Source organism: Pedococcus sp. (assembly GCF_036554925.1).
Classification (GTDB): domain Bacteria; phylum Actinomycetota; class Actinomycetes; order Actinomycetales; family Dermatophilaceae; genus Pedococcus_A.
This window is the reverse complement of record NZ_DATBMI010000079.1, coordinates 1-21,486: the sequence shown is the minus strand read 5'-3', so window position 1 is coordinate 21,486 and position 21,486 is coordinate 1. Positions and strand designations below refer to the sequence as shown.

Genomic DNA, 21,486 nt, shown 5'->3' with positions numbered 1-21,486 from the left:
CGGACGTCCTTGATGGTGTCGTCGAGGTCGTCCACGACGCGCTCGAGCCGCCGGGTCACGCTCGGCCTGATGGCCTCGCGCGCCGCGCCCTGCACCGAGAGCCCGACGGCGAAGAGCCGCTGGATCACGAGGTCGTGCAGGTCGCGCGCGATCCGGTCGCGGTCCTCGAGGACGGCGATGCGCTCTCGGTCGTGCTGCGCGTCCGCGACCGCCAGGGCCAGGGCGATGCGCTCCCCGAAGAGCGTGGCCTGCAACAGGTCGGGGGCAGTGGTGGGTGGCTCGTCGGGCCACACGAGGACGGTCAGGCCCTGGAACTGCTCACCGGCCCACATGGGGATCGCGACTGCGTGCTGCGGTGCCTTCGTCCCGAGGAGCTGCCCGGTCGCTGCGGGGTCGAGGGCCACGGCCGACCGAGCCTGCACGACATCGGCGATGTCGTCCGGCAGCGCGGCGGGCTGCAGCTCGGCCGCCGGCGGGCGCGTCACCTCGAGGGCTCCGAACTGCCCCACGAGGTGCAGGTCGGTGAGCGCGTCGTCGGGGTCCGAGGGGCGGAGCAGGGCCACGGCCGGGGCTGTCGACGCGGTGTGGGCGGCCGCGACCACGTGGCTGTGCCCGTCGCGGCGCAGGGGCCCGTCGGTCAGCGCGCGGGTGCACTCCGCCGCGGCCCGGAGCCAGCGCTCCCGGGTGCGGCTCTGCTCGTAGAGCCGGGCGTTCTCGACGGCGACGCCGGCCGCGGCGGCCAGGGCGATGACGACCTCCTCGTCGGCCCCCGAGAAGTCCGATCCGCCGTCCTTCTCGGCGAGGTAGAGGTTGCCGAACACCTCGTCGCGCACCCGGAGGGGCACGCCCAGGAAGGTGTGCATGGGTGGGTGGTTCGCGGGGAAGCCCACCGACTGGGGGTGCTCGCTGATGTCGTGCAGCCGCAGCGGCATCGGGTCGTGGATGAGCAGGCCCAGCACACCGAGACCGTGGGGGATGTCGCCGATCCGCGCGCGGGTCTCGTCGTCGACGCCATGGGTGATGAACTGGACGAGGTGGCCGTGCTCGGGGTCGAGGACGCCGAGGGCGCCGTACCGCGCGCCGACGAGCGAGCAGGCCGTCGAGACGATCCGCTGCAGCACCGTCGCGAGGTCCAGCTCGCTCGAGACGGCCACGACGGAGCTGAGGAGGCCGCTCAGGCGCTGGTGCGACTCGCGCACGGCACCGGCGCGTTCGCGCAGCTCCCGGAGCAGGTCGTCGAGGTCGATCCCCGAGAGGGAGGGCACGAACCCCGGGTCGTGCGGTTGCCCGTCCATCCCCCCATCGTAGGAGGAGTCGGGTTCCCGGCGTGGGGGTCTGTCAGGAAGCGGCCGCCTCCGCGAGGAGCCGGCGGCCGGACATCAGCCCCGGGGTGATGCGCACGAAGTGACGGCGCACGCCGCCCGCCCACGGGGCCAGCGGCAGCTGCTCGGCCCGCAGCACGGCGCTGACCGCGCTGATCTCCCGCAGCGTCCCGGTGACCAGGACGGACCAGCCGGTCATGGCCTCCTCGTCGAGGCTGTCCACCTCGAACGCCACGACTGCCCCACCCGCCCGCGCAGCCTTCAGGATCGCCCCGTCGTTGGTGCGGATCACCAGCGAGGTGCCGTCGACGGCAAAGTTGACGGGGAGGATGACCGGGAGCGCGTCACGGGTCACGGCGATGCGACCCACACTCGCTGTCGCCAGCAGTTGCAGGCATTCCTCGGTCGTGAGGTACTCGATGCGTTCCACCTGTCGAGTATCGAAGGGACGCGAGCCAACGGGGGAGGGCCAATGGTCCCCCTTGTGGAGATGGCGCGCCGACTGTGCGCACGGCGGCTGAGCGGCGACAATGTGACGCATGGAGACCCATCCCGAGCCCAGCGCGGCACAAGCCACCACGACAGGTGCGGAGGACGGCCTGGTGCGCGTCTACCTCCTCGATGACCACGAGATCGTCCGCCGCGGCCTCCGGGAGCTGCTCGAGGGCGACGGACGCATCGAGGTCGTGGGGGAGTCCGGGCTCGCGGAGGAGGCGACCCGCCGCATCCCGGCGCTGCGCCCTCACGTGGCCGTCCTCGATGGCCGGCTGCCGGACGGCAGCGGCGTCGACGTCTGCCGCGACATCCGGTCCGTGGACCCCAGCATCGCCTGCCTGATCCTCACGTCGTACGACGACGACGAGGCGCTGTTCCACGCGATCATGGCGGGCGCCTCCGGCTACGTGCTCAAGCAGATCCGCGGCAACGAGCTGATCGACGCCATCCTGCGGGTGGCCCAGGGCCAGTCGCTGCTCGACCCCCAGGTGACCGCGCGGGTGCTCGAGCGACTTCGTGGCGGGCACGACGAGGACGCCGCCCTCGCGGGCCTCACGGAGCAGGAGCGCCGGGTGCTCATGCACATCGCGGACGGCCTGACGAACCGCCAGATCGGGCAGGAGATGTTCCTCGCCGAGAAGACGGTCAAGAACTACGTCTCCAGCATCCTCGCCAAGCTCGGGATGGAGCGCCGCACCCAGGCCGCGGTCTTCGCGTCCAAGCTTCGCGAGAAGCCCTCGTAGCCGTCACGGCACCCCTGTCGAGGGGCCACGCGACGGGCGCCCTGGAGCACCAGCGCCTCGTCCCGTGGCCCTCGTCATGCCCGGCTCCACCAATGGGTTAGGCTCACCTAAGTAAAGTTAGCCTCACCTAACATCAGGAGTCTCCGGTGTCCCTCCGCCTCCCCGGGCTCGTCGCCGCCGCGGCCGTGGCCCTCCTCACCCTCACCGCCTGCGCGACCGGGCCTGCCGAGTCGCCCCGGGCAGCTGCCCAGCCGTCCGCGGGCGCCGACGCCTTCCCGGTCACCGTGAAGCACGCCTTCGGCGAGACGACGATCGTGAAGCAGCCCCGGCGCGTCGCGACCGTCTCGTGGGTCAACGCCGACGTCGCCCTCGCCCTCGGCGTCGTGCCCGTGGGCATGCCCAAGGACGAGTGGGGCGGCAACGACCAGGCCTCCACCCCGTGGAAGGACGCGGCCCTCGAGAAGGCAGGTGCCGCCCTCGGCAGCGCCAAGGCCCCGGCGCAGTACTCCGAGGCCGACGGGATCAACTACACGGAGGTCGCCAAGACCACCCCCGACGTGATCCTCGCGGCGTACTCGGGCCTGACCGAGGAGGAGTACGACAAGCTCTCCAAGATCGCTCCGGTCGTGGCCTACCCCGAGGTCGCCTACGGCACGCCGTGGCAGGAGAGCACCCGCCTGATCGGGCAGGCGCTCGGCAGGTCCGACGCCGCCGAGAAGCTGGTCGCCGACACCGAGAAGGCCATCACCGAGCAGGCGGCGAAGTACCCGCAGATCAAGGGCAAGACGTTCATCTACGGCAACCTCGAGCCCACCCGCGGCAGCGGCATCAACATCTACACCACCCAGGACAACCGCCCCCGCTTCCTCACCCAGATCGGCATGGAGCAGGCCGCCGTCGTCAAGGAGAACACCAAGGACTTCTTCCTCACCTGGTCGGAGGAGCGCGCCAACGAGCTCGAGGCCGACGTCTTCGTCACCTGGGTGCCCAGCACCACCACCAAGGACGCGATCACCAAGGACCCGCTGCTGGGCCAGATCCCGGCCGTCAAGCGAGGTGCCCTCGTCGCCGACCCCGACGAGACCCTGACGCTGAGCATCTCCGCGGCCAGCCCGCTGAGCCTGCCGTGGGCGCTCGACCGCTTCCTGCCCCAGCTGGCGGACGCGGCCGACAAGGCCTGATGTCACCACTCTCGACGTCACGCCGCACGGCAGGCCCGAAGCGGTCGCGGCAGCGTGTGCTCTCCCCGGCGGCGGTCGCCGTCGCCGGGGGTGCGCTGCTCGCCGCGGCCTGCGTGCTCTCCCTCGCCGTCGGCGCCCGCCCGGTGGGGTGGTCGACCCTGCTCGACACCTGGACCACCTTCGACCCCTCGCTGGGGGACCACCTCGTCGTGCAGTCGCGGGTGCCCCGCACCCTCACGGGCCTGCTCGCCGGGGCCGCGCTCGGCCTGGCCGGCGCGGCCATGCAGGGCGTGACGCGCAACCCGCTCGCCGACCCCGGCATCCTCGGGGTGAACGCTGGCGCCGCGCTCGCGATCGTCGCGGCCCTCTTCCTCTTCGGCATCGACGGCCCGGCCGGCTACCTGTGGTTCGCCTTCGCCGGCGCCGCTGCCGCGGCGGCCTGTGTGTATGCCGTGGCGAGCCTCGGGCGCGAGGGCGCCACCCCCGTCAAGCTCGCCCTCGCAGGGGCCGCCCTGAGCGCGGTGCTCGCCTCGGTGATGAACGCCCTGCTGGTGCTGAGCCAGCAGACGCTCGACCAGTTCCGCTTCTGGCAGGTCGGCTCGCTGAGCGGTGCCTCGACGGCCGAGCTGCGCACCGTCCTGCCGTTCGCGGTCGTCGGGGCGCTCGTGGTCGTCGCGCTGGGGCGCTCGCTCAACGGGCTGGCCCTGGGCGACGACCTCGCCCGTGGCCTCGGCCAGCGCGTCGCGCTGACCCGGGCGGCCACCGCGGTCGGGGTGGTGGTGCTCGTCGGAAGCGCCACCGCGCTGGCCGGCCCGATCGCCTTCGTCGGCCTCGTGGTCCCGCACCTGGTGCGTGCGCTCGTGGGTGGCGACCATCGCTGGCTGCTCCCGCTCTCGGCGCTGCTCGCGCCCGTGCTCCTGCTCACGGCCGACGTGACCGGCCGCGTCGTCACGCCGCCCGGCGAGGTGCAGGCCGGCATCATGACCGCGGTCGTCGGGGCGCCGGTGTTCATCGCGCTGGTGACCCGGCGCCGGGTGGCGGGGCTGTGAGCGCCGTGACCGTCGCCGCCCCGGCGGTGCGGCGGACGCGCAGCCGGGCGCGGCGGCACACCTCGATGGTGCTCGGTGGGCTCGCCGTCGCGGTCGTCGTGCTCTTCGCGGGCAACGTGCTGCTGGGCACCTACACGGTCACGATCCCCGACTTCGTGCGGATCGTGTCGGGCGAGACGATTCCCGGCGCCAGCTTCATCGTGCTCGAGAACAAGCTGCCCCGGGCCGTGCTCGCCGTCCTGGTCGGAGCCGCCTTCGGGGTCGCCGGTGCGGTCTTCCAGACGCTGCTGCGCAACCCGCTGGCGAGTCCCGACGTCATCGGCATCAGCATGGGCGCGAGCGCGGCAGCTGTCGTCGGCATCGCCTTCCTCGGTGTGAGCGGCCTTGCGCTGCAGGGATTCTCGATCGCTGGTTCGCTGCTCGTCGCCGCAGCGATCGCGTTGCTGTCGCGACGCGGCGACGTGGCGGGGCACCGCCTCGTCCTCGTCGGGATCGGCCTGGCCGCGGCGCTGCAGGCGGTCACCTCGTGGGTGCTGACCCGCACCGACATCCACGTGGCCGCCGAGGCGCTGGTGTGGCTCAACGGCTCGCTCAACAACGCCACCTGGGGGCGCGTGCGCACCCTCGCGCTCCTGTTGCTCGTGCTCCTCCCGGCCGCGGCCGTCGCTGCCCGCCGGCTGCCGGCCCTCGAGCTGGGGGAGGAGGCGGCCGTGGGCCTCGGCGTCCACCCGTTGCGCGGCAGGCTGGCCCTGCTCCTGGTCGCCACCACCCTCGCCGCGGCGGGGACGGCCGCGGCGGGGCCGGTCGCGTTCGTCGCGTTCCTCTCCGGGCCGATCGCGCGACGCCTGCTCCGGGGGCGGGTGTCGCTGCCGGCAGCAGCGCTGGTCGGGGCCGTGGTGGTGCTCGCCGCCGAGTTCGCCGCCGTGAACGCCGTGCCCGGGAGCGCCCTGCCCGTCGGGGTCGTCACCGGGCTGCTCGGCGGACCCTTCCTGCTGTGGCTGCTCGCCACGGCCAACCGAGTCGGCCGAGGAGGCTGAGATGGCACACCCCGCCCGCGACGACCACCCCACGGTCGACCACGCCGTCGAGCACCACACCCTCGAGGCCCGCGACCTCTGCCTCGCCTACGACGGGCGCGCCGTCGTCGATCGCCTCAGCCTGGAGGTGCCCACCGGGGCCGTGACGGCCGTCGTCGGGGCCAACGCCTGCGGCAAGTCGACCCTGCTGCGCGGCCTGGCCCGGGTGCTGCAGCCGCAGTCCGGCGCGGTGCTGCTCGACGGACGGTCGATCCACGATCGGCCCACCAAGGAGGTCGCCGCCGTGCTGGGCCTGCTGCCGCAGTCGCCGGTCGCCCCCGAGGGCATCACGGTCGCCGACCTCGTCGGCCGGGGCCGCTACCCGCACCAGGGCTGGTTCCGTCGCTGGACCGCGGAGGACGAGCAGGCCGTCGCCGAGGCGCTCGCCGCCACCGACACCGCCGAGCTGGCCGACCGCAACGTCGACGAGCTCTCCGGCGGGCAGCGCCAGCGCGTCTGGATCGCCATGGCGCTCGCGCAGCAGACCGACCTGCTGCTGCTCGACGAGCCCACGACCTTCCTCGACGTCGCCCACCAGGTCGAGGTGCTCGACCTGCTCGGCGACCTCAACCACGCGCGGGGCACCACCGTGGTGCTCGTGCTGCACGAGCTCAACCTCGCCGCCCGCTACGCCGACCACCTCGTCGCGATGCGGGACGGGCAGGTCGTGGCCGATGGGCCGCCGGCCGACGTCGTCACCGAGGAGCGCGTGCGCGAGGTCTTCGGCATGGACTGCCGCGTCGTCCCCGACCCGGTGGCGGGCACCCCGATGGTCGTGCCGATCGGCCGCCGCCGGGCGACGAGGTCCACACCCGCCACGGCGGCCGCGCCCGCCGACCGAGTCGCCGACCGACCCGCCGACCGAGTCGCCGACCGGCCCGCCGACCCGTCCCTGTCAGGAGCCCGCGCATGACCGTCACCGCCGCCCCGCCCGCCATGCTCGCCTTCGACGTCGAGGTCACCGCCGTCCGCCGGCTCGGCCCGTCGATGGTGCGCGTCACCTTCGGCGGTGAGTGCCTCAGCCGCTTCGGTGGCGGCGGGCCGCTCGGCCCCCGCGACCTGCGCGTCAAGCTGATGTTCCCTGCCCCCGGCCACCCGCTGCCGGACCTGTCCGACCTCTCCGCAGGCTGGTACCAGCGGTGGCTGGCCCTCGACCCGTGGACCCGCGGATCCATGCGCACCTACACCGTGCGCCGCGCCCGCACGGCCGGCGCCGTCCCGCAGATCGAGATCGACTTCGTCCTCCACGGGCACTCCCCGACGGAGACGGGGCCGGGCTCGGGGTGGGCTGCGCAGGCCGCCCCCGGTCAGCGGCTGGTGGTGATCGGCCCGCACGCCGGCACCACGGCATACGGCGGCATCGAGTGGCAGCCCCCCGCGGCGGCCGACGGCGGCGGGGTGCGGGTGCTGCTCGCCGGGGACGAGACGGCGGTGCCGGCCATCGGGTCGATCCTCGAGTCCCTGCCGTCCGGGTATGCCGGGTGCGCCCTCCTCGAGGTCCCCACGGCGCAGGACGCAGTAGCCCTGGATGGCGGCGGGGTGGAGGTGCGGTGGCTCGCCCGGGACGGTCGCGCCCGGGGTGAGCTGCTGGGCGCGGCGGTGCGCGAGGTGCTGGGCGCGCAGGTGCGAGAGGTCCCGGGGGAGGGCGCCCGGCCCGGAGGCGTCCCCGACCTGCCCGAGGTCGACGTCGACGCCGAGGTCCTCTGGGACACACCGACGGCCGTCGTCCCGGACGCGGGCCCCGGCCCGGGTGGTGGTGGGCCCGGCGAGTGGTACGCGTGGGTGGCCGGCGAGGCCTCGGTCGTGCGCGACCTGCGCCGCCTGCTGGTCCGCGACCTCGGGCTGCCGCGCGACTGCGTGGCCTTCATGGGGTACTGGCGGCAGGGGCGTGCGGAGCGGGTCTGAGGGCCGCGCCGGGGACGGGGCGAGCGACCCGCCCGCGCCGAGGGCAGGCAGGTGTGTCCAGAATGTGGAACGGTCGTTCCGCCATCTGGCAGGCGCGTTACCAGTGTGACTTGTGTGACTCCTGAGTAGTCACCCCGTTAGTCACTGTGGGCCATCTTCGGCCCCGGGACTTCCCCCCGTCCCCGGGCCGGGGGCGAGGATGGGTCACGAGAAGGGGGTCCTCTCGTGAACGTCGCCTCGGCTGTGATCATCGCGCTTGCCGGCATCACCGTGCTCGGCAACAGCGAGGCGGCGCCCCAGCCACCGGCGCCGCCCCCGTCCTCGGTGACCGGGTCGGCGCCGCCCACCAGCACCACCCCGCCGGTGGTGGACGTCGCGGGACCTGCCGCGGCGGAGAGCGTGACCCTCACGATGCGCCCGATCCCCTACCCGCCGGCTATCGACCCGCCACCTGCCGACCCGGTCGACCTGCAGCGCTCGGGCGTCCTGATCGCCGCCTACCGGTCGGCGGCCGATGCCGCGCCGCCGGCATGCCGCCTGCCCGTCGCGCTGCTCGCCGCCATCGGGCAGATCGAGTCCGGCTCGGCGGGCGGCCGCGAGATCCTCCCCGACCACCGGGTCGACCCGGCCATCTACGGGCCGGTGCTCGACGGTGGCCCGTTCGCTGCCATCGTCGACACCGACGGCGGGCTGTTCGACGGCGACGTGGTCTGGGACCGTGCGGTCGGCCCCATGCAGTTCATCCCCAGCACGTGGCGGCTGTCCGGCGTCGACGGCGACGGCGACGGGCTCGCCGACCCGCAGAACGTCTACGACGCGGCGCACTCCGCCGCGGGTTACCTGTGCCGCGGGAACCGCGACCTGTCGCAGGCGCGCGACCTGCGCGCGGCCATCTGGTCCTACAACCACTCCGCGGAGTACGTCGTCGCAGTGCTGGAGTGGATGGCGTACTTCACCGAGCGCGGGCTCGGCTCCCTGGGCCAGGTCGGCTTCCTGGTCTCCTCGGGCGGCCGCGCCAGCGAGCTGGCCGGCCCAGGGGTGTCGGCGGCCGGCTCGCCCACCACCACCGGCCCGGTGACGGCGGGCCCGACGACGACCGGCCCGACCACCGCGGGCCCCTCCGCGACGACCGAGCCGGTTCCGGGCCCGGTGACGACCACAGCGCCCGGCCCCACCACGACCTCGGGCACGGGAGGTCCGACCGACCCGGGTGACCCGACCTCGTCGCCGACCGGGACCGTGCCCACCGACACGTGGACCACGCCGGGGCCGACCACCACGACTCCCGGGCCGACGACCACCACCCCGGAGCCGACGACCACCACCTCGCCGACCACGACGCCCACGACTGAGCCGACCACGCCCGCCAGCTGCCCGAACGCGACCGAGACCGGCACCACGACGACGACCACCACCACGGACCCCACGGCACCGACACCGACGAGCACCGGCTGCACGACGACGACCGCCGCCACGGTGACCGCGACGGACGGCCCGGTCACGACCACCTCCGCGCCCGCGCCGCAGCAGACCTCGACGCCCTGACACCCGCCGGGCCGTGGGCCGGGGCGTCCGTGACGCCGCCCAGGACGTGAGACGGGTCGCACCGCGCGCACGTGCGGGGCGGCCGCGGCATACAGGTCTCGCTATCGTTGTTGAGGCGTGAGCAGACCAGGTCATCGAGGACGGTCCACCCAGCGGGGGTGGCCGTCCTCGTGCGTTTCGAGGAGAGGGTCCGTATGCCGTCGCAGGAGGAAGCAGTGAGCCGCCGCCACCGTGTGGTGGTGATCGGCTCCGGGTTCGGTGGGCTGTTCGGCACCCAGGCCCTCAAGCGGGCCGACGTCGACATCACCCTCGTCGCCCGCACCACCCACCACCTGTTCCAGCCCCTGCTCTACCAGGTCGCCACGGGCATCCTCTCCGAGGGTGAGATCGCGCCGGCGACCCGCGAGGTGCTCGCGCGGCAGAAGAACGCGCGGGTGCTGCTCGGCACGGTCACGCACATCGACCTCGCCGCCAGGACGGTGACCTCCAAGGTGCTCGACCGCGAGACCGTCACGCCCTACGACACGCTCCTGGTGGCTGCGGGTGCCGGGCAGTCGTACTTCGGCAACGACCACTTCGCCCGCTACGCGCCGGGGATGAAGAGCATCGACGACGCCCTCGAGCTGCGCGGCCGCATCTTCGGCGCGTTCGAGTGGGCCGAGCTGGCCAGCACGCCGAAGGAGATCGAGCGCCTCATGACGTTCGTCGTCGTGGGGGCGGGCCCCACCGGTGTGGAGATGGCCGGCCAGATCGCCGAGCTGTCGCGCCGCACCCTGCGGCGCGACTTCCGGCGCATCGACACCAGCCGCGCGCGGATCATCCTGCTCGACGCCGCCCCGCAGGTCCTCGGCGCGTTCGGCGACCACCTCGGCGGCAAGGCCACCGAGAAGCTGCAGCAGATCGGCGTGGAGGTCCAGCTCGGGGCCAAGGTCGTCGGCGTCGACGCGACCGGCATCGACGTGGAGGACTCCGACGGTCACCGCCGCCGCATCGAGGCGGTGACCAAGGTCTGGGCGGCAGGGGTGCAGGCCTCGGAGCTCGGGGCGCAGCTCGCGGAGCAGTCCGGCGCCGAGATCGACCGCTCGGGGCGCGTGCTCGTGGGCGACGACCTCACCCTGCCGGGCCACCCGGAGGTGTTCGTCGTCGGCGACATGGCCTCGCTGAAGGGCTACCCGGGCGTGGCGCAGGTCGCGATCCAGGGTGCGCGGTATGCCGCCGACCAGGTCAAGCGGCGCCTCGCCGGCCAGGAGCCGCGCGGCCCGTTCGAGTACCACGACAAGGGCTCGATGGCGACGATCTCGCGCTTCAGCGCCGTCGCCTCGATCGGCAAGCTGCACTTCAGCGGGTTCACCGCGTGGCTGCTGTGGCTGGCGGTGCACCTCGTCTACATCATCGGCTTCAAGCACCGGCTGACCACGCTGCTGCACTGGGCGGTCAGCTTCGTCGGCCGGGGCCGGTCGGAGCGCACGGTCACGGAGCAGCAGGTCTTCGCCCGCACCGCGATCGAGGACCTGGGGGAGGAGTACGCCCCCTCGCTCCCGAGGGTGCCGGAGGACCGCAAGGCGCCCCCGCAGTCGGTGGCCCAGGCCCGCGACGAGGCCTCGCGCAGCGCCTGAGTGACAGGTGGGGCGACCGGCCCCCGAGACACCGCGGTTGCCTCGCTGTGTGTTGGTTTGCCGCCGTCATCGTGTCGGTGACCCCGCACACCCGGTTGTGAGGCGAAAGGCGCCGCGCCGAGGAAGAGCGGTGCCGCGCCGAGGAGGCTGGGGTCCGCCACCTTCGCCTAGGGTGGCGGCATGCCGCTGGACTACCCGATCCACGAGACGACGCTGGCCAACGGCCTGCGCGTGGTCGTCTCGCCCGACACCAGTGTCCCCAACGTCACCGTGAACCTCTGGGTGAACGTCGGCTCGCGCCACGAGTCGCCGGGGCGCACCGGCTTCGCCCACCTCTTCGAGCACCTGATGTTCCAGGGGTCGCGCAACGTCGCCAGCGGCGAGCACTTCACCCGGCTCATGGCCGAGGGCGGCCGGCTCAACGCCACGACCTGGTTCGACCGCACCAACTACTTCGAGACCGTGCCGAAGGGGGCGTACGAGCTGGCCCTCTGGATGGAGGCCGACCGTCACGGCCGCCTCCTCGACGCGGTCACCCAGGAGAACCTCGACAACCAGCGCGACGTGGTCAAGGAGGAGAAGCGGCAGCGCTACGACAACGTGCCCTACGGCAACGCCCTGATCGAGACGTATGCCGCGGTGTTCCCCCCGGAGCACCCGTACCACCACCCCACGATCGGCTCGATGGAGGACCTCGACGCCGCGAGCCTCGAGGACGTCCACGCGTTCTTCCGACGCTTCTACGGGCCGAACAACACGGTGCTGACGCTGGTCGGCGACCTCACGCCGGAGGAGGGGTTCGCGGCGGCCGAGCGCTACTTCGGCCCGCTGCCCGCCTCCGCCGAGCCCCCGAGGGGCAACCTGCCGCAGCTCGAGCCGATCACGGAGGCCGTGCGGGTCGAGCGGGTGGAGGAGGTGCCCAACGACCGGCTCCACCTCGCCTTCCGGCTGCCGGTCGACAACACCGACGATTACTTCGCCGGCTCGCTGGCCCTGGACATCATCGGCGGGCTCGGCACCTCCCGGCTGGTGCAGCGGCTGGTGCGCCGCGAGCAGGTGGCCAACGCCGTCCAGGCGCACAGCATGGGCTTCGTCGACGGGGTCTCGCTCGGCTTCATGGTGCTCGACATCGCCGACGGCCAGGACGCCGACGACGTCGAGGCCCGCGCCCTCGAGGAGCTCGAGCGGTTCAGCCGGGAGGGGCCGACGCCCGTCGAGATGGAGTCCGCGCTGGCGCAGGCCGAGCGCTCCTGGCTGCATGCGCTGGCCAGCCAGGAGGAGCGTGCCGACGCCATCAGCCAGCACGTCCTGCTGCACGACGACGCGCAGTTCATCAACACCTACCTCGACCGGCTGACGGCGATCACCGCCGAGCAGGTCCAGGCCGCGGCCCAGCGCTGGCTGCGCCCGCAGAGCCGGGCCGTCGTCGCCCACCTGGTCGACCGTGAGGAGGAGGCCGCGTGAGCGCCCGTCCCGACAGCACCACCGAGACCACCGGCCCTGGTGACTCCCCAGCCACCCGCCCAGAGGTCGTCCCCCCACAGGCGTGGGCCTTCCCCGAGCCGGCGCGGCACCAGCTCTCCAACGGCATCTCGCTGCTGGCCTACGACATCCCCGGCCAGTACGTCATCTCCGTGCGGACCGTGCTGCCGCTCCCGCTGTCGGCAGAGCCCCGCGAGCTCGAGGGCGTCGCCGCGATCACCTCGCGTCTCCTCGACGAGGGCACCGCCCGGCACACCTCCGAGGAGTTCGCGGAGCTGCTGGAGCGCAAGGGGATCGCGCTCGGTGCGGGCATGACCGACAGCGGCCTCAGCGTCGACCTCGACGTGCCGAAGCGCCGTCTCCCGGAGGCGCTCGACCTGCTCCGGCAGGCCCTCGCCGACCCCGTCTTCCCCGAGGCCGAGGTGGCCCGCCACATCAAGACCCGCCTCGCGGAGATCGAGCAGGAGCGGGCGATGGCACCGCACCGGGCGGCCCGCGAGTTCATCGCCACGTTCTTCGACGGCGACGAGAGGGCGTCACGCCCGAGCGCCGGCACGGCCGCGACCGTCTCCGCGATCACCCGCGAGGACATCGCCGCCTTCCACCGCAGGTTCATCGGCCCGCGTGGGATGACCGTCGTCGTCGCCGGCGACCTCTCGGGCATCGACCTCCCCGGGCTGGCCGACACCCAGCTCGGGGTCTGGCGCTCGGAGGGCCAGGAGGCCGTCGACGCCAGCGCCCTTCCGGTGCGCGCCGGTGACGCCGCCCGCATCGTGCTCGTCGACCGGCCGGGCTCGGTGCAGAGCGAGCTCGCCGTGGGGTGCGCCGGCCCGGACCGGCGTGTCGAGGACGGCTGGGCGCCCTACCCGGTGCTGGCCTTCGTGCTCGGCGGGTCGCCGAACGCGCGGGTCGACGCCGTCCTGCGCGAGGAGAAGGGCTTCACGTACGGCATCCGCTCGGGCTTCCGGCCACGACGCCGCGGCGGCCTCTTCCTGACGACGGGCTCGGTCCGGGCCGACTCCACCGTGGAGTCGGTGCGGCTGCTGCTCGACATCCTGGAGTCGGGTCGGGAGGGCTTCTCCGACGACGAGGTCCGCTCTGGCGTCGACTTCATCAGCAAGACCGCGCCCGGCCGCTTCGCCACGGCCGACGCCGTCGCCGACGAGGCCGCGACCCTGGCCCTCGACGGGCTGACCACGCAGTTCACCACCGACAACCTCACCGCGATGCAGGGTCTGGACAGCGCGGCCCTGGTGCAGGCGTACACCCGGTGGGCCGACGGCGCGTGGACCGTCGTCGTGGTCGGCGACGCCAGCCTCTACGCCGACCAGCTCCGAGCCCTCGGCAGGGGAGAGGTCACCGTCGTCCCCAACTGACCCACCCACCGACCCCACCGCACCCACCCACCCACCCGTTCGAGGTAAAAACGCCGGCGATCACCGGCGATTCCACGTCGAACCGGAGGGACAGCAGCGGGGCCTGTGGACAGCGGCCGAGAGGACGACGCGGTCTCGGCGACGCTTCCGGGGTGACGACGCGCCGCACTCCTCGAGCCGCCCTCAAGGCCGTGGCCCATGACGGCGTGCTCTCGCGGGCGGAGCTGCGCCGCCACGGGTGGGACCGTGACGCGGTCGCCCGTCAGGTGCGCGCCGACCGGTGGAGCTGCCACGGCACCCAGACGGTCGCCCTCCACACCTCCCACCTCGGCGAGGAGGCCGGGCGCTGGCGAGCCATCTGGGAGGTCGGGACGCGGGTCGCCGCCCTCGACGGCGTGACCGCTCTCCAGGCGGCCGGGCTGGTGGGCTTCGAGGACGACCGGGTCCACGTGTCGGTGAAGCACACCGCCACCGTGACGGAGGTGTCGGGAGTCCGCGTGCACAAGGTCATCCGCCGCAGCGCAGGAGAGCTGGTCGGGGGCGGCATACCTCGGACCACGCCGGCGGTGGCAGCGGTCAGGGCGGCCCACTGGGCGGTCAGCGACCGGCAGGCGGCACTGCTGATGGTGATGCCGGTGCAGCAGCGACTCATCACGGGACACCAGCTCGTGGCGGCCACCCGGCGGGTGCGCGGGCGGACGCGCCGACGGTTCATCCGCCTCGTCGCCCACGACATCGCCGACGGCGCGCAGTCCCTCGGTGAGCTCGACTTCGCGACACTCTGCCGCTCCCGTGGCCTGCCGGAGCCGAGCCGGCAGGTGGTCGTCCGAGGGCCGAAGGGCAGGGTCTACCTCGACGTGCGGTGGGACGACGCCGACCTCGTGGTCGAGATCGACGGTGCGCAGCACACGTGGGGGTTGGCGTCGACGGACGACCAGTTCCGGCAGAACGACGTCGTCATCCGGGGCGACCGGGTGCTCCGCATGACGTTGCTGGGCCTGCGGCTGGCTCCCGATGCGTTCATGGACCAGGTGTGCCAGGCGTACGCCCTGTTCCGCCGGCGCTGACGCCGCGGGTGCGGCCCCGGTTGACGCCCCGGCTGCCGCCCGGTTCGACGTGGAATCGCCGGGAAACACCGGCGTTTTTACCTCCACCCGGGGGCGGGGGCGGGGCGGGAGGGGCGGGGCGGGGCGGGAGTCAGTCGGTGCCGATGCGCTGGAGCACCTCGTCGTGCAGCAGGCCGTTGGTGGCGACGGCGTTGCCGCCCCACGGGCCGGGCCGGCCCGCCAGCGACGTGAACCGCCCGCCGGCCTCGGTCACGATCGGTACGAGGGCGGCCATGTCGTAGACCGCCAGCTCCGGCTCGGCCGCGATGTCGACCGCACCCTCCGCCACGAGCATGTAGGACCAGAAGTCGCCGTACGCCCGCGTGCGCCAGCAGTCGTCCATGAGCCCGACGAACTCGTCGTAGCGGTCGATGCCGCGCCAGCCCTTCAGGCTCGAGTAGGACAGCGAGGCGTCCTCGATCCTCGACACCTTCGAGACGTGGATCCGCTTGGCCGAGGACAGGCTGCGGCCCGACCACGCGCCCGAGCCGTTGGCGGCCCACCAGCGACGGCCGAGTGCCGGCGCCGCGACGAGCCCGAGGACCGGCATCTCGTTGTCGACCAGCGAGATCAGCGTGGCCCAGGCCGGCACGCCGCGGACGAAGTTGTGGGTGCCGTCGATGGGGTCGATGACCCACCGCCGCGGTCCGTGGCCGGTCGTCTCGAACTCCTCGCCCTCGACGGCGTCGCGCGGCCGGGTCCGCTTGAGCTGCATCCGGACGAGCTCCTCGGCGGCCTTGTCCGCGTCGCTCACGAGGGTGAGGTCCGGCTTGGACTCGACGGCCAGGTCCTCGGCGCGGAAGCGGGACATCGTGATCCGCTCCACGGCGTCGGCCAGCACATGCGCCAGGCGGAGGTCATCGTCATAGGTGGCCACCCGGCGAGGCTAGCCCCTCCCGTCGCCGGCGGCTCGCAGCGCCACGTCCGCCGGCTGCCCGCGACCGGGGTTCGAGCCCGATCTGTGACCGCGTGACGGGTGCCGGGCCCGCGTCCGGGGGCTACGGTCGGGGCACAGCACCCCCAAGGAAGGTGGCCACCGTGTTCGACACCATCGCCGGGCTTCCCGTCCACGCCCTGGTCGTCCACGGGGTGGTGGTCCTGCTCCCGCTGATGTCCCTCGTCACGGTGGCGTGGGCGTTCGTCCCCTCGGCCCCGGCCAGGGTCGGGTATGCCGTGGTGGCGGGGAACGCGCTGGTGGTCGTCATGACGTTCGTGGCCCGGTTCAGCGGGGAGGCCCTGCACCGGCGGCTCGGCGGGAACGTCGCGGTCGAGCACGGGCAGATCGCCACCCTGCTGCCGTTCTTCGCCCTGTCGGTGCTGTTCGCCTCCGTCCTCGTCCAGGGCCTCCGCTCCGGCGGCGTCGGGGTGCCGCTGCGGCTGCCCGGCGTGCTCACCGCTGTGGTCGTGGCCGTCGCGCTGGTGTGGACCGTGCGGACCGGGCATTCCGGCTCCGAGGCGGTCTGGGGCGAGATCGTCCGCAACACCAGCCCCTAGCCTGCGTCGATTTCCGCAGGGCCCGACCCCTCCCGGGAGAGTTGGCGGCGATTGGCCAACGAGACGGTCACGTTTTTGTCTCGGCTTGTCCCAGACGGTCGTTTTCGTGGGGGGCGTGGTCTTTCATGGGTGCCACACACCGACGCCCTGCGCGTTACAGGGCTGCGCTCCACCCGGCGCGTGGCTCGGCACACCGTTCGACTCGAACGGCTGACCCTAAGTAGGAGGACATCCATGCGAGGAACTGCTCGCACGGTGGCTACGTTTGCCGGCATCTCCGCCGCCGCGCTGCTTGCCGCAGCCTGTGGTGGCGGCGAGAGCGGCGACGCGGCCAACACGACGGCTGGCGGCAAGACCGGCGGCTCGATCACCGTCCGGGGCTGCAACCCCGAGAACCCGCTGGTTCCCAGCAACACCACCGAGACCTGTGGTGGCAACGTTCTGGACGCGTCGACCGCCAAGCTGGTGCACTACAACCCGGAGACGGCTGCTCCCGAGAACGACATCGCGGAGTCCATCACCACCGAGGACAACCAGACCTTCACCGTCAAGCTGGTCAAGGGCTACAAGTTCCACGACGGCACCGAGGTCAAGTCGAAGAACTTCGTCGACGCCTGGAACTACGCCGCCTACGGCCCGAACGCGCAGTCCTCCGGTTACTTCATGGAGCCCATCGAGGGCTTCGGCGACATGCAGTGCTCGGACGACGAGTGCAAGGCCAAGCCGAAGGCCGACAAGCTCACCGGTCTGAAGGTCGTCGACGACCACACCTTCACCATCAAGACCACCGAGAAGGTCTCGAACCTCCCGGTCCGTCTGGGCTACACCGCGTTCTCCCCGCTCCCCGACGCGTTCTTCAAGGACCCGAAGGCCTACGGCGAGAAGCCGATCGGCGCCGGCCCCTTCAAGGTCGACTCGTGGACCAAGAACACCGAGATCAAGCTCTCGAAGTTCGCCGAGTACTCCGGCAAGTTCGGCGGCAAGCTCGACGCGATCACGTTCAAGATCTACCAGGACGCTGAGGCGGCCTACAACGACGTCATCGCCAACCAGCTGGACATCACCGACGAGGTCCCGTCCAGCGCGCAGATCGACGACAAGTACAAGACGGACCTGCCTGACCGCAACGCCCAGAAGGCCGTTGGTGTCATCCAGACCATCACCTTCCCGCCGACCAAGGTCGACCCGAACTACGCGGACCCGAAGGTGCGTCAGGCGATCTCCATGGCGATCGACCGCGACACCATCATCAAGCAGATCTTCAACAACACCCGCAAGCCCGCCACCGGCTGGGTCTCCCCGGTCGTGGACGGCTACAAGGCCGACCAGTGCGGTGAGTGGTGCAAGTTCGACCCGGCGAAGGCCAAGGCCAAGCTGGCCGAGGCCGGCGGCTTCAAGGGCGGCAAGATCACGCTGTCCTACAACGCCGACGCTTCGCACAAGGGTTGGACCGAGGCGACCTGCAACTCCATCAAGGGCGCCCTCGGTGTCGACTGTGTCGCCACCCCGGTCGTGGACTTCTCCACCTTCCGCACGCAGATCGGCGAGCGCAAGATGAAGGGCATGTTCCGCACCGGCTGGCAGATGGACTACCCGTCGATCGAGAACTTCCTGGCCCCGATCTTCAAGACCGGCGCGTCCTCCAACGACGGTGACTACAGCAACCCGGCCTTCGACAAGCTGCTCGTCGAGGGTGCTGCCGCCACCGACCCGGCCGAGGCCAACAAGAAGTACCAGGAGGCCGAGGCTCTCCTCGCCAACGACTTCCCGGCCATCCCGATGTGGTACTCCACCGCCACCATGGGCTGGTCCGACAAGGTCACCGGCGTGAAGATCACCGCTTTCGGCACGATCGACTTCGCGTCGGTCTCCATGAAGTGATCCGGTCCACCTGCTCGCAGGTGACCACGTAGTTAGCGTCATCGGCCTGCCAGCTGACAGCTGGCAGGCCGATGGCCTGCTCGGCGGAGGGCTTATCCTGTCCTACGCTGAGCGCCGCCTGAGCGACTATGTTGTCTACGAGACACCACAGCCCGGGGCCCCTACGGCACCCGCTCGGTCCGGCGGTTGGTTCCCATGACCACGCATCCGGCGACACCCCCTGCCGGAGCGTCAGAAATCTGAGGAGGTGACGTGGGCAAGTACATCGTGCGGCGACTGCTCCAGATGATCCCGGTGATCCTTGGCGCTACGTTCCTGATATTTGCCATGGTCTTCGCCCTGCCGGGAGACCCCACCGCCGGCAAGTGTGGCGAGCGCCCCTGCCCGCCGGCCTACGTCGCGAAGTTCAAGGAAGAGCACAACCTCAACGACCCGCTGCTGGTCCAGTACGGCAAGTACCTGGGCAAGCTCGTCCAGGGTGACCTCGGCACGAGCTTCTACGGCGTCCCCGTCAAGGACGAGCTCGCGAGCCGCTACGTGACGACCGGCAAGCTGGCGCTGATGGCGGTCCTCTGGGAGACCATCATCGGCATCTCCGCCGGTGTCCTCGCCGGCATACGAAAAGGCAAGTTCATCGACAACCTGGTCCTGGTGAGCACGCTCTTCGTCATCTCCATCCCGGTCTTCGTCATCGGCGCCACGGCGCAGATGTTCCTCGGTGTCAGGTGGGGCATCTTCCCCGTCACGGTGTCGTCCGAGGCGACGTTCTACGAGCTGCTGCTCCCGTCGTTCGTGCTGGCCTCCGCCTCGGTCGCGTACATCGCCCGGCTCACCCGCACCAACATGGTCGAGAACCTCCGCGCCGACTACGTGCGCACGGCCATCGCCAAGGGCCTGACCCGGCGGCGTGCGGTCGGCATGCACACCCTGCGCAACTCGCTCATCCCGGTCGTGACGTACATCGGCGTCGACGTGGGCGCGCTCCTCGGTGGCGCCATCGTCACCGAGCGCATCTTCAACATCCAGGGTGTGGGTGGCTTCCTCTTCCGCAGCATCGGCGCCCGCGACGGCGTGGCCGTCGTCGGCACCGTCACCGCCCTGGTGGTCGTCTACCTCTTTGCCAACCTCATCGTCGACCTGCTGTACGGCGTGCTTGACCCAAGGATCAGCCATGACTGAGGCCACCACCATCGAGGCCGCGGCGGAGACCGCCTCCCCGCGCGCCATTGCCGAGGGCGGCGCCCGCTCCCTGGCGTCCGACGCCTGGCGGCAGCTGAAGAAGAACCCGATCTTCTGGGTCTCCATCGTGCTGATCACGATCTTCGTCGTGATGGCCGCGGTCCCGCAGCTCTTCACCTCGACCGACCCCGCCGCGGCCGTCCTCAAGGACGCCCGGGCGAAGCCGAGCGCGGACGCCTGGTTCGGCCGCGACATCCAGGGCTACGACATCTACGCCCGCACCGTCTACGGCGCCCGCGCCTCGATCCTGGTCGGCGTCTTCACCACGCTCTCCACGGTGCTCCTGGGTGTCCTGCTCGGCGTCGCCGCCGGCTTCAACGGCGGCTGGATCGACACGCTGATCTCCCGCATCACGGACGTCTTCCTGGCGACCCCGCTGCTGCTCGGCGGCATCCTGTTCATGGCCTCGTTCCCGAACGACGTCAACTCGGCGTACCTCGTCGTGGTCGGCAAGGTCGTGCTGGCACTGGCCCTGCTGGGCTGGCCCAGCCTCGCGCGGCTGATGCGCTCGAGCGTGCTCCAGGTCAAGCCGAACGACTACGTGCAGGCGGCGCGCGCCCTGGGCGCGTCCCCGTGGCGGATCATCCGCTCGCACATCCTCCCCAACGCGATGGCGCCGGTGATCGTCGTGGCGACGATCAACCTCGGTGTCTACATCTCGGTGGAGGCGACGCTGTCGTTCCTCGGCATCGGCCTGACGGCACCGGCCATCTCCTGGGGTGTGCAGATCTCGGACGCCCTGGTCGCCCTGCGCACCACACCTCACATCCTGCTCTTCCCGAGCATCTTCCTGAGCCTGACGGTCCTGGCGTTCATCATGCTCGGCGATGCCGTGCGCGACGCCTTCGACCCCAAGACGCGCTGAGCCCGGGACGAACGGGAGAAAGACGCACATGACAACCACTGCATCCAGCGAGGCCAGCACGCGTGGCGAGGCCCGCAAGCGGGCGACCGCCGAGTCGCTCTACAAGCCCAAGGACGGCCTGCTCCTCGAGGTCGACGACCTCTACGTGGAGTTCCACACCGACGACGGCATCGCGAAGGCCATCAACGGCGTGTCGTTCGACCTGTACCAGGGCGAGACGCTCGCGATCCTCGGCGAGTCCGGTTCGGGCAAGTCCGTGACGGCCCAGGCCATCATGGGCATCCTCGACATGCCGCCGGCCAAGATCCCGGCGGGCCAGGTCCGCTACTGCGGCCAGGACCTGCTGACCATGCCGGAGGACCAGCGTCGCAAGACCCGCGGTCCCGAGGTCTCGATGGTCTTCCAGGACGCCCTGTCCTCGCTGAACCCGGTCTTCCCGGTCGGCTGGCAGATCGCCGAGATGTTCCGCCAGCACCGCGGCCTGAACAAGTCGGACGCCTACGAGCGTGCGATCAAGCTCATGCAGCGCGTGCAGATCCCCGCAGCCAAGGAGCGGGTCAAGGCCTACCCGCACCAGTTCTCGGGCGGCATGCGCCAGCGCATCATGATCGCGATGGCCATCGCGCTCGACCCGGCGGTGCTCATCGCCGACGAGCCGACGACCGCGCTCGACGTCACGGTGCAGGCGCAGATCATGCAGCTGCTCCAGGAGCTGCAGGAGGAGCGCCAGATGGGGCTCATCCTGATCACCCACGACCTGGGCGTCGTGGCGGACGTCGCCGACAAGATCGCGGTCATGTATGCCGGCCGGATCGTCGAGCGCGCGGACGTGTACGACCTGTACCGCGCACCGGCACACCCGTACACCAAGGGTCTGCTGGAGTCGATCCCGCGCCTGGACCAGAAGGGCCAGAACCTCGCGGCGATCGGTGGCCTGCCGCCGAACCTCATGGCGATCCCGTCCGGCTGCGCGTTCAACCCGCGCTGCCGCTACGCGCAGGACATCTGCACCAAGGACCGCCCCGAGCTCCGCGAGGTCGTTCCCGGCCGTGAGGCCGCCTGCCACTTCTCCGAGGAGGTCCTCAATGGCTGAGGCCATTCTGACCGCGAC

The 21,486-nt window shown here is 71.8% G+C and carries 19 protein-coding genes; 16 read left to right on the top strand and 3 right to left on the bottom strand.

Going from position 1 to position 21,486, the window contains the following annotated elements; all coding sequences use genetic code 11:
• Both VIB11_RS06580 and VIB11_RS06575 read right to left on the bottom strand, forming a co-directional pair.
• On the bottom strand, positions 1-1,295 hold a 1,295-nt coding region (locus VIB11_RS06580), incomplete at its 3' end, for a GAF domain-containing protein (protein ID WP_332029544.1).
• A 43-nt stretch (positions 1,296-1,338) separates the two neighbouring features.
• On the bottom strand, positions 1,339-1,752 hold the full coding sequence (locus tag VIB11_RS06575) for a pyridoxamine 5'-phosphate oxidase family protein (protein ID WP_332029542.1): 414 nt from the start codon (positions 1,750-1,752) through the stop codon (positions 1,339-1,341).
• A gap of 109 nt (positions 1,753-1,861) precedes the next feature.
• On the opposite strand from VIB11_RS06575, the gene VIB11_RS06570 reads away from it, so the two are divergent.
• The 11 genes from VIB11_RS06570 to VIB11_RS06520 all read left to right on the top strand — a co-directional run bounded on the left by VIB11_RS06570 (position 1,862) and on the right by VIB11_RS06520 (position 14,857).
• Positions 1,862-2,560 carry a response regulator transcription factor gene (locus tag VIB11_RS06570; RefSeq protein ID WP_332029540.1) on the top strand — a complete coding sequence of 233 codons (699 nt, stop codon included), beginning with the start codon at positions 1,862-1,864 and terminating at the stop codon, positions 2,558-2,560.
• 146 nt (positions 2,561-2,706) lie between these two features.
• Positions 2,707-3,741, top strand: a complete 1,035-nt coding sequence (locus tag VIB11_RS06565; protein WP_332029538.1) for an iron-siderophore ABC transporter substrate-binding protein — start codon at positions 2,707-2,709, stop codon at positions 3,739-3,741.
• Positions 3,741-4,790, top strand: a complete 1,050-nt coding sequence (locus VIB11_RS06560) for a FecCD family ABC transporter permease (protein WP_332029536.1) — start codon at positions 3,741-3,743, stop codon at positions 4,788-4,790. The genes VIB11_RS06565 and VIB11_RS06560 overlap by 1 nt, the downstream gene beginning before the upstream one ends.
• Before the next feature lie 65 nt (positions 4,791-4,855).
• Positions 4,856-5,827, top strand: coding sequence for a FecCD family ABC transporter permease (locus VIB11_RS06555; RefSeq protein WP_332029548.1), 972 nt, complete (start codon positions 4,856-4,858; stop codon positions 5,825-5,827).
• Position 5,828: 1 nt separating this feature from the next.
• Positions 5,829-6,779, top strand: a complete 951-nt coding sequence (locus VIB11_RS06550; protein ID WP_332029534.1) for an ABC transporter ATP-binding protein — start codon at positions 5,829-5,831, stop codon at positions 6,777-6,779.
• Positions 6,776-7,771 (top strand): siderophore-interacting protein, encoded by a 996-nt coding sequence (locus VIB11_RS06545; protein ID WP_332029532.1) that lies wholly within the window; start codon positions 6,776-6,778, stop codon positions 7,769-7,771. The genes VIB11_RS06550 and VIB11_RS06545 overlap by 4 nt, the downstream gene beginning before the upstream one ends.
• A gap of 225 nt (positions 7,772-7,996) precedes the next feature.
• Positions 7,997-9,316: a lytic transglycosylase domain-containing protein gene (locus tag VIB11_RS06540; protein ID WP_332029530.1), complete on the top strand. Its 1,320-nt coding sequence runs from the start codon at positions 7,997-7,999 to the stop codon at positions 9,314-9,316.
• Positions 9,317-9,510: 194 nt separating this feature from the next.
• Entirely contained in the window at positions 9,511-10,932 is a 1,422-nt protein-coding gene (locus VIB11_RS06535) for an NAD(P)/FAD-dependent oxidoreductase (RefSeq protein WP_332029546.1), read from the top strand.
• 180 nt (positions 10,933-11,112) lie between these two features.
• Positions 11,113-12,396, top strand: coding sequence for a pitrilysin family protein (locus VIB11_RS06530; RefSeq protein ID WP_332029528.1), 1,284 nt, complete (start codon positions 11,113-11,115; stop codon positions 12,394-12,396).
• Positions 12,393-13,790 (top strand): pitrilysin family protein, encoded by a 1,398-nt coding sequence (locus tag VIB11_RS06525; RefSeq protein ID WP_332029526.1) that lies wholly within the window; start codon positions 12,393-12,395, stop codon positions 13,788-13,790. Before VIB11_RS06530 ends, VIB11_RS06525 begins: the two co-directional genes overlap by 4 nt.
• Positions 13,791-13,942: 152 nt before the next feature.
• Positions 13,943-14,857 (top strand): hypothetical protein, encoded by a 915-nt coding sequence (locus tag VIB11_RS06520; RefSeq protein ID WP_332029524.1) that lies wholly within the window; start codon positions 13,943-13,945, stop codon positions 14,855-14,857.
• Positions 14,858-14,987: 130 nt separating this feature from the next.
• Here the strand turns inward: VIB11_RS06520 and hisN are convergent, their stop codons facing one another.
• Positions 14,988-15,773, bottom strand: coding sequence for a histidinol-phosphatase (gene hisN / locus VIB11_RS06515; protein ID WP_332029522.1), 786 nt, complete (start codon positions 15,771-15,773; stop codon positions 14,988-14,990).
• A 161-nt stretch (positions 15,774-15,934) separates the two neighbouring features.
• Here hisN and VIB11_RS06510 point away from each other — a divergent pair, with 161 nt between their 5' ends.
• The 5 genes from VIB11_RS06510 to VIB11_RS06490 all read left to right on the top strand — a co-directional run bounded on the left by VIB11_RS06510 (position 15,935) and on the right by VIB11_RS06490 (position 21,468).
• On the top strand, positions 15,935-16,390 hold the full coding sequence (locus VIB11_RS06510; protein WP_332029520.1) for a DUF2231 domain-containing protein: 456 nt from the start codon (positions 15,935-15,937) through the stop codon (positions 16,388-16,390).
• A gap of 255 nt (positions 16,391-16,645) precedes the next feature.
• Positions 16,646-18,271, top strand: coding sequence for an ABC transporter substrate-binding protein (locus VIB11_RS06505; protein ID WP_332029518.1), 1,626 nt, complete (start codon positions 16,646-16,648; stop codon positions 18,269-18,271).
• 252 nt (positions 18,272-18,523) lie between these two features.
• Positions 18,524-19,450, top strand: coding sequence for an ABC transporter permease (locus tag VIB11_RS06500; RefSeq protein ID WP_332029516.1), 927 nt, complete (start codon positions 18,524-18,526; stop codon positions 19,448-19,450).
• A complete protein-coding gene (locus VIB11_RS06495; protein ID WP_332029515.1) occupies positions 19,443-20,375 on the top strand; it encodes an ABC transporter permease in 933 nt (310 codons plus the stop codon). The genes VIB11_RS06500 and VIB11_RS06495 overlap by 8 nt, the downstream gene beginning before the upstream one ends.
• A 28-nt stretch (positions 20,376-20,403) precedes the next feature.
• Positions 20,404-21,468 (top strand): ABC transporter ATP-binding protein, encoded by a 1,065-nt coding sequence (locus tag VIB11_RS06490; protein WP_332029513.1) that lies wholly within the window; start codon positions 20,404-20,406, stop codon positions 21,466-21,468.
• Positions 21,469-21,486 lie beyond the last annotated feature (18 nt).